The organism is Thermoactinomyces sp. DSM 45892, from assembly GCF_900107305.1.
In the GTDB taxonomy this organism is placed as follows: domain Bacteria; phylum Bacillota; class Bacilli; order Thermoactinomycetales; family Thermoactinomycetaceae; genus Baia.
Genome location: NZ_FNPL01000008.1, coordinates 128,820 through 144,567, shown reverse-complemented (window position 1 = coordinate 144,567; position 15,748 = coordinate 128,820). Strand labels below are relative to the sequence as shown.

The window sequence follows — 15,748 nt, the reverse complement described above, 5'->3', positions numbered from 1 at the left end:
AAGATAAAACTAAAGGGCATGAGTCCGGTTCAATACCGAACACATACCCTACAGGTTGCTTAAATCTTCGTGTCTAACTTTTTGGGTTCACTTCACGTTAGCGAAAACGATCACCCTTTTTTATAGAGATATCGATGTGACACCCAACGTTGTGCGAAAAAGAAAAACAGCAATGTAGGTATCGTTATGATCATAGCCGCAGCAGCCATTAAGTGATACTGTGTGTTAAATTGGTTTACAAAATGCTGTAGGCCGACCGGCAATGTGTACATGTCTTCCGATTTCAGGAAAGTAAGAGCAATGATAAATTCGTTCCATGTTGTCAGGAAAGAATAGAATGCAGTGATAGCTAAGCCTGGTAGCGAAAGCGGAAGCACCATTCGCCAGAAGATCCCAAACTGCGAGCATCCATCTATTCGAGCCGCTTCCTCTATTTCGATCGGAATAGTATCAAAAAAGTTCTTTAAAACCATCACACAAAAAGGTACGGTAATCGCTAGGTATGCGAGAATCACGCCGATGTATGTATTAAACAAATCTAGCTGATCCATCATGATAGAAAGAGGGACAAGGAGTATAACCCCCGGAACCATTTGTGTAAATAAGAAACTCATCTTGATCCCTTTACGTCCTCGGAATCGGAAGCGAGAAATCGCATATGCGGCAGTAGCGGACAAGATCAACCCAATCACCGTTGTCAACAGCGAGATGATGATACTATTTAAAAACCACGTCCAAAACACCCCATCTGACCTCGTTAATAGATCTACATAATTCTCAATCGTAAACGTCTTAGGCAATATGCGAAACGTGTCACGATAAATCTCGGATACGGGCTTAAAGCTTGTCAATAACAGCCATAGAAGAGGAAACAGAGAAACGAACGAAGCAATTCCTAGTAAAATGTGAACCCATTTATTTGATTTACCCATTTTAATAGTACATCCCTTCGTTCTGGTTTGCCTTTAGTACACGCCGATAATATAGAGTAACCGCGATTAAAAAGCTAAGAATCACGACTCCATAAGTAGAGGCTATGCCGATATTGCCATTTTGAAACATTTCCTGATAGGTATAGGTTATAAGAGTCTCAGTCGAATTCGCCGGTCCACCGCCCGATACGATATAAATCACATTAAACATATTAAAAGTCCAAATCATCCCGAGCGCCGTGGCAGTGGCAGCTACTGGGCGGAGCAGAGGGAGTGTGATATGCGTAAGTTGTTGCCATGAGGAGGCACCTTCGATTCGAGCCACTTCATATAAAGAGGTTGGAATACTTCGAAGTCCACCAAGAAATGTGATCATCATAAACGGAACCCCGATCCACACATTTACCATGATAACGACCAGCATCGTAATCGTACCATCATCTAACCAATGAAAAATCGGAAGCCTTACTTTATGTAGAACTTGATTCATAAAGCCAAACCGATCGTGAAACAACCATAACCATGCATAGGCACCGACAAAAGATGGAACTACCCACGGAATCATCAGCAGGGTCTGATACATCTTGCGCCCTTTCCGAATTCGATATAAGAGCAGGGCTAGTACGAGCCCGATCGTAAATTGGAGAAAGAGATTAATCACCGTCCACGCTAGAGTCTGGAATATGACATCACGAAAAATGGAATTAGATGAAAAAAATGTGCCAAATAACTCAATGTAGTGTTGAAAGGTCATCTGACCATGATGATCGATCAAACTATAACGAATTTCTTTTGCCAAGGGATAAAAGAGCGCTAGCCCGATTGTAAGCAGTGAAGGGAGTAAAAAAATCCACGCGATCCACGCACTTCCTTTTAACTTCATATAGCAATCATTCCTTCTATGGAAATAACAAAGGGAAGAAAGGCATCTCCCCTTCTTCCTCCAAACTTTTTGGTAGCTTGTTTATGCAAACCCTAACCATCGTTTCATTTTGATCAAGATACCCGAATCTGGTTCTAAAACGAGTAGGGGAACCATTTCCCCCATAATTCGCTTCGAAATATTACGATATGCTTTCCCGGATAAGCTACTACGTTCCCAAACGATTGGCTCTCCATCATTACCAGCTCGAATCACTTGTTCATCATCAGGGACTACTCCTAGTAGATCAATCGCGAGGACAGAGACGACTTCATCAATCGCCATCATCCCACCTTCTTTTACCATCTGTGTCTTAAGTCGATTAATCACTAACTTAGGAGTAGGCATATCTTCTTTCTCGAGTAGTCCGATCACTCGATCCGCATCTCGAATCGAAGCATTTTCTGGTGTGGTAACCACAATCGCTTGATCAGCCCCAGCAATAGCATTTTGAAATCCTGATTCAATCCCTGCTGGGCAATCGATGATGACATAATCAAACTCTTCTTTTAATTCACTTACCAACCAGCGCAAATGATTCGATGTAAGTGCACTCTTATCCTTCGTCTGCGCAGCTGGCAATAGATATAATTCGTCACAACGCTTATCTTTTATAAGTGCTTGTTGCACTCTACATTTCTTCTCAATAACGTCAACTATATCATATACAATTCTGTTCTCTAAACCCATCAGGACATCTAGATTACGCAGTCCGATATCTGTATCAATCATAACCACTTTCTTCCCTGCCAATGCCAGCGCTGTACCCACATTTGCGGTGGTAGTCGACTTTCCTACTCCACCTTTACCAGAAGTAACAACAATGCTCTCTCCCACTTGACTCCCCTTCCCCTCTATAACGATCGATAACTTCTCTGCACTTCTTTCCACTCTCGGTCGGGGCGGATCTGACAAAAATGATTCATACGTTCTACCGAAATCTGTCCATCCACTACATGAGCAAATCGCATCGTGCTATCAAATTCAGTCCACTCATCGGGAGGCCTAGAAATGACATCAGCCACGCGAAGCTGGGTTGGCTTAAAGACTGATGCCGAGATGACAGCCCTCTCATCTCCATTCATTCCTGCGTGAGCTAATCCCCGTAACGCTCCCATTACATAGATGCTTCCAGAGGCTTGTATACTGCCACCCGGATTTACATCACCTAGAAATAGCAGATCTCCTATATGAGTCAAGACTTGTCCAGAACGAACGGTTCCCGAAAGAGTCGTGATCCCCATTTCCGACTTAATTAGATGCGGTTTTCCTTCTGATTCAATACCATAGATTACTAGATTCTTCTTTTGGGAAAATATATCACGTAGCGACTTTTCTTCTTCATTTGTAATTTGACGTGATCCCAACTTAATTCGAATCTTTGTATCTGGTCCCTCCCAAAGTGTTTGATTATGCTCCAATTTATGGGCTAACTCTTCTAAAATCTCCGAATAGGGACATGAATCATCAAAATAAAACAATAGACCATCCTTGGTTCCTTTGATCGTTACGTAAGGCTTCATCACTTTCCCCATTCACGTCACCCCGCCTCAACTCTATTTTTTCGCTAAATTCCATCATTTTCCTTCTTATTGTCAAAAAACCGTTTTAACTCGGTTCAAACATTAACCCTTCATTTCGTAAGCTACAAAAACGACCATCCCCAATAATGATATGATCTACGACCTCAATCCCCACTAACTCCCCAGCCTCCATTAGGCGCTGGGTAACCATTATATCTTCTGGACTAGGTGTAGGATCCCCACTCGGATGATTATGAGCACATATGATGGAAGCTGCATTGTATCGGATTCCCTCTCGAAAAATATCGCGAGGATGTACGATGGAAGAATTTAATCCTCCGACAAAAATATCTTTTTTATGTATAATTCTATTTTTTACATTAAGGTAGAGACAAACAAAATGCTCTTGTGGGAGATAACGAAGATCCTCCATCAAATATTCAGCCACTGTCTCTGGATTTTGAATGGATACTAGCTCTTCTCGTCGATGCTTGACAAGACGCTTTCCAATCTCAATCCCAGCCAAAATCTGAATCGCTTTCGCTTCCCCGATTCCTCGGATCTTCGTCAATTCTTGCAGAGAAGATCCATGCAGATTTCGAAGTCCACTCGTCTCCATAAGTAAGCGCTGGGCCAGTGCTATAACGGACTCCCCACGACTTCCTGTTCGAAGAAGTAAAGCAATTAATTCCGCATTTGATAAGTGTTCTGCACCAAGTTGAATCATTCTTTCCCTGGGTCTCTCATCTGCTGGAACATCCCTCATCCGTAATGGAGAATTACTACATTCCACTAGAATCCTCTCCCAAACATTTTGCATTGATTAAGTGTCCATCTTGATGCATTACACAACTGGTTATGACTTCTCATACAACGGGCAAGAACAGGTTTCTAACATTTCTGCAAGCAAGGATAGCGACATCCCCACTACGTTAAAATAGCAGCCCTCAATCTTTTCAATAAAACTAGCTCCATATCCTTGAATCCCATAGGAACCAGCCTTGTCCATCGGTTCCCCAGTCTCGATATACCAGTTCATCCTCTGATCAGAGAGCGAGTTCATCCACACATCGGTGATCGCATGTCTCGATAGTCGGCGCTTCACCTCGCCATCACGAACCTCGATCAAACTAATGCCACTAAATACTTGGTGCCAAGTTCCTTGAAGACTCGATAGCATCTCAAACGCATCAGCTGGATTACTCGGCTTTCCGAGAATCTTGCCTCCTTGCACCACAATCGTATCCGCGCCAATAATCCAAGCATTTTTCTCTTCCTCAGCCACTTTCGCTGCTTTACGCAAAGATAATATTTCTACTACTTCGCTTGGTTCTATTAAACCCTCTATCTCTTCACTAACCTCACTCGTCCGCACACGAAAATCCACTTTTAGATGGGCTAATAATTCACGTCGCCTGGGTGAGCTAGATGCTAAAACAATCTCCACATAAGCGCCTTCTTTCGTCCAAAATCCTCCTATGTACAAAAAAGCACCTCGTCAAAAAGGTGCAGTCAAAATTATGATAATTTTAGTTTAGCAAACTTGGCATTATTCAACAAGAATCTAACCAAACTGACTATTGAAATGATTCGATTAGTTGCTGGTACGAAGTACTATAACGGACCAACCCTTCTTGAATCATCCAGAGCAATGCCGTATTGGGATTCTTCTGGGCTTCCTCAGCCGCTTGTACCGACTGATCAATGCCTCGGATCATCTCCGATAGATAATTTTTAGAGGTTTGTGGTAAAGAGGTCGCGATTGCCTGTCCATCTGTGAGCAGCTTTCGATGTTTTTCTAAATACTCTGCTTTAAATGGAAAGGGAGGCGGTTCTTTGGAACTGGTAAGTTGTGCTACGGTTAAGGGTGTCATCTCCTGTACCATTTCATTCCCTAGATGAATAAACGACTGCAATGATGAATCAATCTGTTTCTTGGTTTCTTTTTGAGACGACTGTACCTTTTTAGAACTTACCGGAATCCCTTTTTGTTTTAGGAAATTAGATAGCTGCCCTGCTTGTTTCTCATCGATTGTCATTCCTACGAAGATCCGATCTGGATTCGCAAACGATAATACCGAAGCAAATCCCTTGGCACGAAGCTCAAAAACACCTTTTTGCGCAGCAGATGCGTCACCGTAGCCTCCTGTTTCCATCAAAATAAAAGGCAACTCTGGAAAATGGTTGGGATCACCTTGAACAGGGGTTTCTTGTTTCGAATCACTTTTGGGTGTTAGGTGTGAATCAATGGAGTTTGTTGATCGCTTTTCCTCTGAAAAAAACAGAGATAGAACGGATACCCCCATAATCGAGCCTAAGACCGTTGCACCTACTATCGATAACACGATCTGTAGCCATGTTTTTTTCCAATTAAACCTTCGTTTTTTCGGATTTCGAGGTGGGGTATGTGGGGAGCTCCACTCGATGATCTCTGACTCCCGATCATCTTCGATTGAGAAAACTTTTCGAAAACGATAAGCACTTAATGCATCTAGAAAGGTACGTCCTTGAGCGGGCGGTTTCGGTTCCACCGGTTCTATGAGTTCTGTTTCTATTGTTTCTGAACATTCCTCTTCCTGCTGATTCTGAATCGGGTCAACAATCACAGATGTAGGTACCGTTGAAGAGGGATGTGTAACGACTTTTACTAAATGATCATCCCGAGAATCGCCTACAGCAGACTTTTCTCGTTTGGGCTTTACATTTACTTTTACCATAATAGATCCTCACTCCCAGAAACTTTCTATCACAGTATATGGACAAATACCCAAACTAGAACTACGCTACTAGACAATTTTACTAGAATGAGAGAAACCATTCTAAATAACCTGCCCACATCGTTTCTCCTGCCATCCACGCCATTATCGCCCCTAGTACAATATATGGACCAAAAGCTATTTTCTGCTTTCGAGCAACTTGTTTGGTTGTAAGCGCTCGAAGCAATACTACTACACATGCACTCACACATGCGATCCATAAGTGAATGATCCAATTCCATGTACCCAACCAGATAAAGAGAGCGGTTACTAGCTTTATATCGCCCCATCCCATAGAACGAGTAAGCCAAACCAGAACGATAAATAGAAAAAGAATCCCCAACCCCACTAACCACTCCGTTTGTAAATACTCTTGATAGGACTGACTTCGAATCTGCTCCACAACTCCTAACCCACAGATTACAATCACACATAGATTCGGAATCACTCCCATCCATAGATCGGACCACACGATCATCCCCATGATCCATAGAATCCCCGTGATGGTGAACCATTCCGTGTTGTGAGAGAAGGAATCGATAGAAAGAAGGGCTGTCCCGTACACCAATGAAACTCCATTCATCCACCATGTGACCTTTTTAGGTAACTCATCCTTCCAGCTACTATGTAGTTGGTTCCGCTTTTGCCTATAGGTTAGATAGATGTGTGTAATATTAGGTAATAGTCCGAATGAGACGATGCATATGATCCATTGCCATGTGTTCAATGTTGGTTCCTACTTCCTAGTAGAGGTTCAACAAACATCTTCAATTTTAGTCGACCAATGAATCCCATTTCTGTACAATGTAATTAATCGTTCTTTTACATATAAGAGGTGAACTATTTTGCTTTCCATTCAGAATATAACCGGTGGTTATTCACGTACAAGCCCCGTTATCCATAACCTCTCTTTTCAAGTGAATCCTGGTGAAACAGTTGGGCTAATTGGGCTAAACGGAGCTGGTAAAAGTACCACGATGAAACATATTCTAGGTCTATTAAACGCACATAGTGGCTCGATCACGATTGATGGGTCTACACTATCTGACCAGCCAGAAGACTTCCGATCCAAAATCGGCTACATACCAGAAGTCCCTTTGTTTTATCCGGAGTTAACATTATGGGAACACCTTGAATTAACGGCTTCTGCTTATGGATTATCAGATGAAGTGTTTCATAAGCGAGCTGAGCAGCTCTTAAAACAATTTCAAATGGGACGAGCACGCAACTGGTTCCCGGATACATTTTCCAAAGGGATGCAACAAAAAATTATGATTCTCTGTACTTTTCTCACTGAATGTAAGTATCTCATCGTAGACGAGCCATTTGTAGGACTGGATCCCATCGCAATCGATGAATTGGCGATGCTCTTGCAACAACGTAAAGAGAAGGGAGCGGGTATCTTAATCTCCACCCACATCCTTGATATGGCTGAGAAACTTTGTGATCGCTATGTTTGTATTCATCAAGGAAATATTGCACTTGCAGGGACGATCCAAGAGATGCGGAGCCAAGCCAAGCTCCCACACGCCACCTTGCATGAACTCTTTATATCCGTTGTAAGAGGGGATCATCGATGAAACAGAATAAATCCTTGCTACAACAGCGGATCCATACAACTTGGACGAAAGCCACGCGAATCATCGCCCTGATCGCAAGTGGCGGAGGAACGCCTCTAGTTCTCGGTATTCTCTTAGTTGGCTTTTACATAGCATATCAAAGCTTACTCACAGGACTACCTGCCACCTTTCCATTTGATTGGGTTGTATGGGGAATTCTTACGTATACCCTCTCCAGCGTCGAATTCCGACCATGGATCGAAAAAGCGGATTTAGTCTTTTTACTTCCTCTCGAGCACAAGATGCCGGCTTGGAGAAAAACGGCCTTTTTATACTCAGCAGGTATGGCTATGCTTCGTCTTACCATCGTTCTTTTCCTGCTTTATCCCCTTTATCGAATTCGTATCGGTACTTCGTTAGAATGGTGGACGGCAATTAGTATGTTACTCGCTCTACAAGTTTGGACCCTGTGGGTACGAATGATGGGAGACCACCGCAGGCTCCAAGAGTTTTCGCACATATTGGACCAAGCTTGCCTTTGGGGGATTACATCATTTCTCGTATTTTGGTCACTCCATCCCTATCAAATCTACACCGTGCTAGCTCTATTTCTTCCCATCGCTCATTCTATTTGGCTATATAAAACGACCAAAACCAGCCAAATGCCATGGATGATCTGGCAAAAAAGAGAATCGATCATCCGACATCGATGGCAATCACTTGCTAGTTGGTTTGTCGAGTTGCGAGGGGTTGAACCACCGATTAAAAAAAGAACGTGGCTCATCGCTATCATCCATCGTTCGACAACACAAAAGGAGCCATTTACCTATTTATATTGGCGCACCTTAATCAGGCGAAGTGACTTGTTTGCTAGTTTCTATCGAATTTGGATTTGGGCAGCCCTCTTCGTCGTCAGTCTTCCCTATACATGGGTATCTTGGACGATTACTCCGTTTGCAGTCAGTCTCTTCGTCCTCCAAATGCCTAGGTTAATCACACAGCAAACATACCCACTCTGGGTAAAACTGTATCCCGTATCCGCACGACGAGCCGTCCATAGCTGGGCTAGCATCACTCGAATCCTCACAGCCTTACTCGGCCTTCTACTCGTCATTATGCCCCTAGCCATGAAGCGGGTGAGTTATATCGAAGCAATTATTCTACTTCTTATCAACTGGGCGATCGGATTTGTGATTATCGATTGGAATAAACGGAAGCTTTCTCACTCCAATCCCCCAGACTAATAGCTGATCTAACAACAAATGTTTCAGCATTAAAAAAGGCATGACGGAAAGCAACTATCGCTTCCTGCCATGCCTTTTTCTTATCTCATAAAATTACTTACTACCTAATACTTCTTTCACATCTTTTTTAATTAACGCTTGATCTGGATTCATTCCATTATAAAATTTACGAACTTTTCCCGTCCCATCTACCAAGTAAAATTGAACCGGATGTTGGAAGAGGGGTTTTCCGCCCTGAACTTGGCTATCTTGCTTCTCCACTGTCCCTTTGAAAGTCTCACGCGCTAGTTTCTCCATATCAGAAAGCGCATAGCCCGTTAAGAAATGCCAGTTAGTAAAATCAGCTTTATGCTTCTCTCCAAATGCCTTTAGCACCGCAGGCTTGTCTGTCTCAGGATCAACGCTAAAAGAGACGATCTCTACATTTAATCCATCTGCTTTCAATTCTTCTTGGATTTTCCGCATATTCGCGGTCATAGGCGGGCAAACGTCTGGGCAACTGGTAAAAATAAAATCACTTAAATATACTTTTCCCTTTAGATCCTGACTTCCGAATTTCTTGCCATCTTGATCCGTATATGTAAACTCTGGAACCTGCCAATTATCTTGCGTTACATCATTTGTAGAAGTACTTGCTTGCTGATTCGCCGCTTCTTTGTGCCCGGCATGTTCATTTGATTTAGAACATCCGACTACCATACCCATCACACTAACTGCTACTACTCCTACTACCAAAAAACGTTTCATATTCCTCGCCTGCCTACTCTATCATTTTACTTCTATATTATTCCAAATCAAATCATTGTGCAATAGCTCACATGAATCATTCTACCACTTTCAGTTCTTCTCTGCTCATTCACTTATCGGTATCCCCACTATAATCTCCTATCTTTTTGTCCTACTAGATACAGCAAATGATATGTTGCATATACACCTGATTCCATTTGATAGATTTGATCATATTGATCCATCACCCGTGGAAGTAGCTTTCGATGTACAGATAATGATGGTGTCGTTTCACTATAATTGGCCCCAGTCGCTTTGATACTTTGAAAAAAATCCCGACAACTAGAATACGACATCCGCTTCCAGTCCTCTATTCCCTTTAACATCGTCAGCCCAGCTTGCTTCCATACTTCTTGCCACTTCTCCAACGAATGCATCGTTAGACGGTGTTGGCTCGATCTAATCAGAAGTTCGCTCTCGATTTTCTGGAAGATAGTCGCTAGTTCTTGAAAGGTGTCTTGCCCAAATGTAGAAGAAACCAGCCATCCAGTAGGTTGAAGTGCTTCTGCCCACGAATAAACCGTACTCTTTGGATCCGTTAACCATTGAATCGTCGCATTGGAGATAATGAGATCAAAGGGGCCAGATACTAGCTGTTGAAGCGCTTCTGCATCCCCTACAATAAATTGAACATGAGGGCTTTTCACTTTTTCTTTTGCCACTTCAATCATTTTGGACGCTAAGTCGATCGCCACGATCTCTGCATGTGGATATCGATCAATAAGGAGACCAGTCAAATACCCCGTACCACAGCCTATTTCACAGATTCTCTCTACTGGATTTCTCCTATACGAGAGAAGTTTAATCAAATGATGAGCCATCTGCTTCTGTACCCTTGCCTGTTGATCATATGTCAAAACGGAACGATTGAACCGATGCGCTACTTTGGCTTTACGAATGCTCTCCATGTAAACACTCCTTTATCCACTGCTGAAAACGCCCCTTCTGCGTCCAAAAACAAGCATGACCGCTCTCACTCCAGATGGTACACTCCACTCTAGGAAGTTGTTTTGCTAGATGCAACGTTGCCTCCGCAGGACAGATACCATCTTCAGATCCGGTCAGTAGAAACACAGGGGTAGAAATCTCTTTCCCTCGATCGCGAAGTGAAAATTCTTGTAGAAAATCAAGTCCGGCTTGTAAAGAAGAGAGGGAAGGGAGATGTTTACGAAACACCCCCTGCCACCTCTCCTGCCAACCATCTTCTTGTTCGAGCAACGAAAACATCTTTTGATCAAACGAACGAATCACTTCTTGTCTATTCGAACGTAATTGCTTTTTCATCCTTCTAAGTACACGTTCATCCCATCCTATGTCATCATGACCCTGCTTCATAAAATCAGCTACACCACCGATGAGAAAAAGACGACTGATCCGCTTAGGAAAACGAAGAGCCAGTTCCAAAGCAACCATCGCTCCTAGAGACCACCCCACCACTGTTACTTCATCTTCTTCCATCTTCCCCAATGTTTGGATCGCCTGTTCCATCACGTGCTCTACCTGTTCACAATGACAAAATGAGAGCGTAACATGATGATAATCAGGCCACTCCCCATGAAATGGCTCCCAAATCCCTTCCGGAACCGACCAGCCCGAGATCCATAAAAATGCATGCTCTTTTCTACTCATGTAATCACCTTACATTCATGTCCAATTTGACCAATCTTACGAATCGCTTCTTGTACATCCCCGTCTCGATGACTTGCCATCAAGGAAAATCGAATCCGTGCTTCTCCTTTAGGAACAGTCGGTGGCCGGATCGCCACAGCCAGTACCCCACAATCAACTAATCGCTTGCTAAACTGGAGCGTCGTCGAACTCTCTCCCAGCACAATCGGTATGATCGGTGTCATCGAATCGGTAAGCCTAAATCCAGCCTGAGAAAGCTCTTCACGAAAATAGCGACACTTCCCCATCAGATATTGACGTAATAAGGCCCCCTGTTTCACCAATTGCAAAGATCGACGGATGGCTGTTATCATCACTGGAGGAAGCGCCGTCGTATAGATAAAACTACGTGCCGTATGAATGAGATAGCGAATCCACTCCCTTTTTCCAGATACATAAGCTCCGTATACACCGAACGCTTTACTAAATGTGCCCATGTGCAGGTCCACTTGCTCAGCAATGCCTAGGTCGTGAGCCAACCCTCTTCCCTGTGTTCCGACCACCCCCACACTATGAGCCTCATCCACAAATAAAGCCGCACCATAGCGCTCTTTTAGATAAACGATCTCCTGAAGGGGCGCGAGATCGCCATCCATACTAAACACCGCATCCGTTACAATTACCTTTCGCCTGATCCCTTTTTGATCTGCCTTCTTCAAATGGTTCTCCAAATGGTCCATATCTCGATGGCGATATCGATAGTGGGTTGCACCACTAAGCCGAATCCCATCCACGATACTTGCATGATTAAACCGATCACTAAATACCGCATCTTCTCGTCCCAATAACGCAGATAAAACACCCAGATTTGCCATATAACCATTGCCGAAAACCAATGCCTCTTCGGACTTTTGCCAATTCGCTAACTCCGATTCTAATAGAGCTGTCTCTTCCTCATGCCCCACAATTAAACGGGAGGAAGGCGACCCTGCTCCCACCCCTCGTTCGATCGCTTCCCCCATCGCCTCAGCCAATTGGGGGTGTCCTGCTAACCCTAGATAGTTATTGGAAGAAAGATTAAGCAATGTTTTTCCTTCACGCCGACATACTGGTTGCGACGATTCCGTCACCACTCTCAATTCACGTGTTAAATCCTGCTCTGCCCTACGCCCCAACTCTTCTTCAATCCACTGATCCCAATCGTTTACAGCGCGCATTCTTCAATCTCAAATCCCAAATCTTCAATCATTTGATGATCGATTAAGGAGGCTTGTCCTTCCGTCGTCAGGTAGTCCCCCACAAAGATCGCATTTGCAGGATACAGAGAAAGTGGCTGCAAATGGCGTAGGTTCACTTCCCTTCCCCCAGAAACCCGGATTTCTTTACTTGGATTGATAAATCTCATTAGAGCCAATACCTTCAAACAGTACCGCGGGTCTAAATCTTCCTTATCTTCTAGTGGCGTTCCTTTAATCGAATGAAGAAAGTTTACCGGAATCGAATCTGCATTAAGCTCTCTCAATGCATAAGCTATCTGAACCACTTGCTCCCGAGTCTCTCCCATTCCCACGATACAACCCGAACACGGAGACATTCCAACTGTTTTTGCTTGTTCAATGGTTTGCACCCGATGATCATAGTTGTGAGTGGTCGTGATATTAGAGAAATGATCTTTACTTGTATTCAAGTTGTGATTATAACGATCGACGCCTGCCGCTTTCAGTCTCTCCGCTTGATCATTTCGTAAGATTCCTAAGCATGCGCACACTTTCATCTTTAAATCTTGTTTAATCTCTTTTACTGCTTCAATCACTTCCTCTAGCTCGTGTTCAGTAGGGCCACGGCCACTTGCTACGATACAATAGGTTCCTGCCTTTCGAGCCAACGCTTCTTTCGCACCAGCGACGAGAACATCTCTTTTCATCATCGTATATTTCTCAATCGGCGCATCGGAAACGATCGATTGAGAACAGTAGCCACAATCTTCTGGACAAAATCCGCTCTTAGCGTTAATAATCATGTTCAGTTTTACCTTTCTGCCAAAGGTATGATACCGAACTCGAAAAGCGGCTTGTAGTAAGGGAAGTAGCTGAGAATCCTCTGCATCTAGGATGGATAATGCTTCTTCCATGGTTAGAAGTTCTCCCTGTAGTGCTTTGTCAGCGTATCGTTCCCACTGTGTAGATGTGATCGTTAACATATTTGCTCCCCCTCATAAATCGATAGACTTGATCAATTCTGTCATATTCACATTCTGCCTCATGACTTGCCTTACCATATGAGATGATAAATCCGCTTCTAGCCATGGAACGGTTCCTAGCACAGGGATTTGAGCCATCTGCTCGATGAATCGAGAATTATGCTCTACACTCAGATCCTGATCGGTTTCCCGAAGTCCATTTAAGATCACTCCCACCGGATGTAATCCCATCTGGCGGGCAACAAAAGTCGTTAACACGGTATGATTCACTGTACCGAGAAGTGGATTCGCTATAATCAGAAGTGGCCAGCCGATCTCTTTCGCTAAGTCTGCAACACTGTAATCGTGTCGTATTGGAACCATGAGTCCACCAGCCCCTTCGACCAATACCACATCATGCTTTGCCTTTCTCTCTTCGACATGTTGCAAAATTCGCATGCGGTCTATTTCTACCGCCGCAATCTCTGCTGCTAATTGGGGTGCTACTGGCTCAGAAAAGCTATAGGTAACGATTTCTTCAATCGGAGCTGTTATCTGAGCTAATTTTTTTAGCACCATCCCGTCACTTTCCGGGGAATCGAGGGCATGTCCGCTTTGCACTGGTTTTAGTATCCCTACATCATAGCCATAATCTCGTAGTGCAAGCGCCAACCCAGCCGTGATCACGGTCTTCCCGATCCCTGTCCCTGTTGCCGTAATAAAGATTCCTTTACTCATCCTTCTGTAACCTCAGAAATAGCTTGATATAAAATCGTAAGCATCTCTCTTAGTTCTTCTTTGGTCGTGATGAGCGGTGGAATTAAGGTAATCACGCTATCGAGTGGACGAGTAATGAGCCCTAGTTCCTTCGCTCGTCTACAAACCCGTACCCCGATCGCCTCTTCAAAGGCATATGGCTCTTTTCGCTCCTTATCTCGCACTAACTCTATACCTACGATCAGTCCCAATTGTCGAACATCTCCCACATGAGAGAGCATTTCAAACTCTTTTAACCAAACTGATAACAACCTACTTACCTCTTGAACGTGCTCAACGACATGCTCCCGCTCATAAAGCTTGAGACTGGCAAGTGCTACCGAACATCCAAGCTGATTTCCTGTATAAGAATGGCCATGGAAAAAAGTTTTCCCTTCCGCATGATCCCCATAAAAGGCATCATAGACTTCATTGGAAGTAAGGGTCGCCGCGACAGGAAGATATCCACCCGTTAATTTCTTTCCTACCATCATGATGTCCGGCTGAATCCCTTCATGTTCACATGCAAACATCTTCCCTGTCCGACCGAATCCGGTAGCTACTTCATCGACTAAAAGGAGAACATCATACTGACGGCATAGCCTTTCTACTTCTGAAAGAAAGCCATCTGGCATCACGATAATCCCACTTGCCCCTTGCACCATAGGCTCTACAATGAGACCTGCAATCTGATCAGATTTATCCTCTAGTACCTGGTTTAATTCATCTAGACAACTCTGTTTACATTCCTCCACCGTTCCAGGAAACCGATACGGATATGGGTACGAAACCTTTTCAGTTGGGAACAGCAATCGATTGAAAGCTTGATGAAACGTACTAATTCCCCCTACACTGACCGCCCCCACGGTATCACCATGGTACGCATTTTTCATACTAAGAAACGTCTGCTTCTCAGGCTTTCCTCGATGCTTCCAATAGAGAAACGCCATCTTTAATCCGATTTCAACTGCCTCTGCCCCACTATCCGAGTAAAAAACTTTTTGTAAGCGATCCGGAGCAAGCTGAACAAGTTGCTCTGCCAATAAAATAGATGGTACATTCGCCATTCCTAATAAAGTAGAGTGAGCAATTTGCTCTAGTTGCTGTTGAATCGCTTCATTTAGCTCTTTTCGATTATGACCGAACACATTTAGCCACACGGAAGCATTTCCATCGTAGTATTCATTTCCTCGTACATCGATTAGCTTGACCCCTTGGCCACGTTCAATGATGATTGGGTTATCCTGTAAATATTCCTTCATTTGTGTGAATGGATTCCAGAGGTATTTCTGGTTCTTCTCTAGTAGCTCTTGATAGTTCTGTGACATGCTCCTACCCCCAGACTAATGTAAACTATTTATTTATATTAAGTTTACATTGATTCCAGTTGAGTATATCAAAATGGTAGGGACTCTACAATTGTCTCTTCACGAAAGCTTACCTTGTTGGATACACGACGTGTCTGAGGAGACACCGTATTAAT

General features: G+C 43.6%; 18 protein-coding genes. 3 read left to right on the top strand and 15 right to left on the bottom strand.

Going from position 1 to position 15,748, the window contains the following annotated elements:
* On the top strand, nucleotides 1-63 hold a 63-nt coding region (locus tag BLU58_RS17295; RefSeq protein WP_369813716.1), incomplete at its 5' end, for an integrase core domain-containing protein.
* A gap of 47 nt (nucleotides 64-110) precedes the next feature.
* On the opposite strand, the gene BLU58_RS08295 is transcribed toward BLU58_RS17295, so the two are convergent.
* The 8 genes from BLU58_RS08295 to BLU58_RS08260 form a co-directional block, all read right to left on the bottom strand.
* Entirely contained in the window at nucleotides 111-932 is an 822-nt protein-coding gene (locus BLU58_RS08295) for a carbohydrate ABC transporter permease (protein ID WP_093291755.1), read from the bottom strand.
* Nucleotide 933: 1 nt separating this feature from the next.
* Nucleotides 934-1,815: a carbohydrate ABC transporter permease gene (locus BLU58_RS08290; protein WP_093291754.1), complete on the bottom strand. Its 882-nt coding sequence runs from the start codon at nucleotides 1,813-1,815 to the stop codon at nucleotides 934-936.
* Between the two features lie 81 nt (nucleotides 1,816-1,896).
* Nucleotides 1,897-2,691, bottom strand: coding sequence for a septum site-determining protein MinD (gene minD / locus BLU58_RS08285; protein WP_093291753.1), 795 nt, complete (start codon nucleotides 2,689-2,691; stop codon nucleotides 1,897-1,899).
* Nucleotides 2,692-2,708: 17 nt separating this feature from the next.
* On the bottom strand, nucleotides 2,709-3,389 hold the full coding sequence (gene minC / locus BLU58_RS08280) for a septum site-determining protein MinC (protein ID WP_255404653.1): 681 nt from the start codon (nucleotides 3,387-3,389) through the stop codon (nucleotides 2,709-2,711).
* A gap of 73 nt (nucleotides 3,390-3,462) precedes the next feature.
* On the bottom strand, nucleotides 3,463-4,143 hold the full coding sequence (radC, locus tag BLU58_RS08275; protein ID WP_176786569.1) for a RadC family protein: 681 nt from the start codon (nucleotides 4,141-4,143) through the stop codon (nucleotides 3,463-3,465).
* Between the two features lie 90 nt (nucleotides 4,144-4,233).
* Nucleotides 4,234-4,863, bottom strand: coding sequence for a Maf family protein (locus BLU58_RS08270; RefSeq protein WP_255404652.1), 630 nt, complete (start codon nucleotides 4,861-4,863; stop codon nucleotides 4,234-4,236).
* A gap of 91 nt (nucleotides 4,864-4,954) precedes the next feature.
* The gene (locus tag BLU58_RS08265) at nucleotides 4,955-6,094 is read right to left on the bottom strand and encodes a hypothetical protein (RefSeq protein ID WP_093291751.1); all 1,140 of its coding nucleotides are present in this window, start codon (nucleotides 6,092-6,094) and stop codon (nucleotides 4,955-4,957) included.
* 82 nt (nucleotides 6,095-6,176) lie between these two features.
* Complete coding sequence (locus BLU58_RS08260) at nucleotides 6,177-6,860, bottom strand: prepilin peptidase (protein WP_093291750.1); 684 nt, start codon at nucleotides 6,858-6,860, stop codon at nucleotides 6,177-6,179.
* 118 nt (nucleotides 6,861-6,978) lie between these two features.
* Here BLU58_RS08260 and BLU58_RS08255 point away from each other — a divergent pair, with 118 nt between their 5' ends.
* Both BLU58_RS08255 and BLU58_RS08250 read left to right on the top strand, forming a co-directional pair.
* The gene (locus BLU58_RS08255; protein ID WP_093291749.1) at nucleotides 6,979-7,713 is read left to right on the top strand and encodes an ABC transporter ATP-binding protein; all 735 of its coding nucleotides are present in this window, start codon (nucleotides 6,979-6,981) and stop codon (nucleotides 7,711-7,713) included.
* On the top strand, nucleotides 7,710-8,936 hold the full coding sequence (locus tag BLU58_RS08250; RefSeq protein WP_093291748.1) for an ABC transporter permease: 1,227 nt from the start codon (nucleotides 7,710-7,712) through the stop codon (nucleotides 8,934-8,936). The genes BLU58_RS08255 and BLU58_RS08250 overlap by 4 nt, the downstream gene beginning before the upstream one ends.
* A gap of 93 nt (nucleotides 8,937-9,029) precedes the next feature.
* Here the strand turns inward: BLU58_RS08250 and BLU58_RS08245 are convergent, their stop codons facing one another.
* The 7 genes from BLU58_RS08245 to bioA form a co-directional block, all read right to left on the bottom strand.
* Nucleotides 9,030-9,683, bottom strand: coding sequence for an SCO family protein (locus BLU58_RS08245; RefSeq protein ID WP_093291747.1), 654 nt, complete (start codon nucleotides 9,681-9,683; stop codon nucleotides 9,030-9,032).
* A 128-nt stretch (nucleotides 9,684-9,811) separates the two neighbouring features.
* Nucleotides 9,812-10,630 carry a malonyl-ACP O-methyltransferase BioC gene (gene bioC, locus BLU58_RS08240; RefSeq protein ID WP_093291746.1) on the bottom strand — a complete coding sequence of 273 codons (819 nt, stop codon included), beginning with the start codon at nucleotides 10,628-10,630 and terminating at the stop codon, nucleotides 9,812-9,814.
* Entirely contained in the window at nucleotides 10,614-11,351 is a 738-nt protein-coding gene (locus tag BLU58_RS08235; RefSeq protein ID WP_093291745.1) for an alpha/beta fold hydrolase, read from the bottom strand. Before BLU58_RS08235 ends, bioC begins: the two co-directional genes overlap by 17 nt.
* Nucleotides 11,348-12,547, bottom strand: coding sequence for an 8-amino-7-oxononanoate synthase (bioF, locus tag BLU58_RS08230; protein WP_093291744.1), 1,200 nt, complete (start codon nucleotides 12,545-12,547; stop codon nucleotides 11,348-11,350). The genes BLU58_RS08235 and bioF overlap by 4 nt, the downstream gene beginning before the upstream one ends.
* Nucleotides 12,535-13,530 carry a biotin synthase BioB gene (gene bioB, locus BLU58_RS08225; RefSeq protein ID WP_093291743.1) on the bottom strand — a complete coding sequence of 332 codons (996 nt, stop codon included), beginning with the start codon at nucleotides 13,528-13,530 and terminating at the stop codon, nucleotides 12,535-12,537. Before bioB ends, bioF begins: the two co-directional genes overlap by 13 nt.
* A gap of 12 nt (nucleotides 13,531-13,542) precedes the next feature.
* A complete protein-coding gene (gene bioD / locus BLU58_RS08220; RefSeq protein ID WP_093291742.1) occupies nucleotides 13,543-14,247 on the bottom strand; it encodes a dethiobiotin synthase in 705 nt (234 codons plus the stop codon).
* Nucleotides 14,244-15,593: an adenosylmethionine--8-amino-7-oxononanoate transaminase gene (gene bioA / locus BLU58_RS08215; protein WP_093291741.1), complete on the bottom strand. Its 1,350-nt coding sequence runs from the start codon at nucleotides 15,591-15,593 to the stop codon at nucleotides 14,244-14,246. Before bioA ends, bioD begins: the two co-directional genes overlap by 4 nt.
* Nucleotides 15,594-15,748: the final 155 nt, after the last annotated feature.

Excerpts from the sequence above, each read along its gene's own strand:
- BLU58_RS08295 (WP_093291755.1), bottom strand. The coding sequence starts at position 932 with ATGGGTAAATCAAATAAATGGGTTCACATTTTACTAGGAATTGCTTCG.
- BLU58_RS08290 (WP_093291754.1), bottom strand. The coding sequence starts at position 1,815 with ATGAAGTTAAAAGGAAGTGCGTGGATCGCGTGGATTTTTTTACTCCCT.
- minC (WP_255404653.1), bottom strand. The coding sequence starts at position 3,389 with ATGGGGAAAGTGATGAAGCCTTACGTAACGATCAAAGGAACCAAGGAT.
- radC (WP_176786569.1), bottom strand. The coding sequence starts at position 4,143 with ATGAGGGATGTTCCAGCAGATGAGAGACCCAGGGAAAGAATGATTCAA.
- BLU58_RS08265 (WP_093291751.1), bottom strand. The coding sequence starts at position 6,094 with ATGGTAAAAGTAAATGTAAAGCCCAAACGAGAAAAGTCTGCTGTAGGC.
- BLU58_RS08250 (WP_093291748.1), top strand. The coding sequence starts at position 7,710 with ATGAAACAGAATAAATCCTTGCTACAACAGCGGATCCATACAACTTGG.
- BLU58_RS08245 (WP_093291747.1), bottom strand. The coding sequence starts at position 9,683 with ATGAAACGTTTTTTGGTAGTAGGAGTAGTAGCAGTTAGTGTGATGGGT.
- bioC (WP_093291746.1), bottom strand. The coding sequence starts at position 10,630 with ATGGAGAGCATTCGTAAAGCCAAAGTAGCGCATCGGTTCAATCGTTCC.
- BLU58_RS08235 (WP_093291745.1), bottom strand. The coding sequence starts at position 11,351 with ATGAGTAGAAAAGAGCATGCATTTTTATGGATCTCGGGCTGGTCGGTT.
- bioF (WP_093291744.1), bottom strand. The coding sequence starts at position 12,547 with ATGCGCGCTGTAAACGATTGGGATCAGTGGATTGAAGAAGAGTTGGGG.
- bioB (WP_093291743.1), bottom strand. The coding sequence starts at position 13,530 with ATGTTAACGATCACATCTACACAGTGGGAACGATACGCTGACAAAGCA.
- bioD (WP_093291742.1), bottom strand. The coding sequence starts at position 14,247 with ATGAGTAAAGGAATCTTTATTACGGCAACAGGGACAGGGATCGGGAAG.
- bioA (WP_093291741.1), bottom strand. The coding sequence starts at position 15,593 with ATGTCACAGAACTATCAAGAGCTACTAGAGAAGAACCAGAAATACCTC.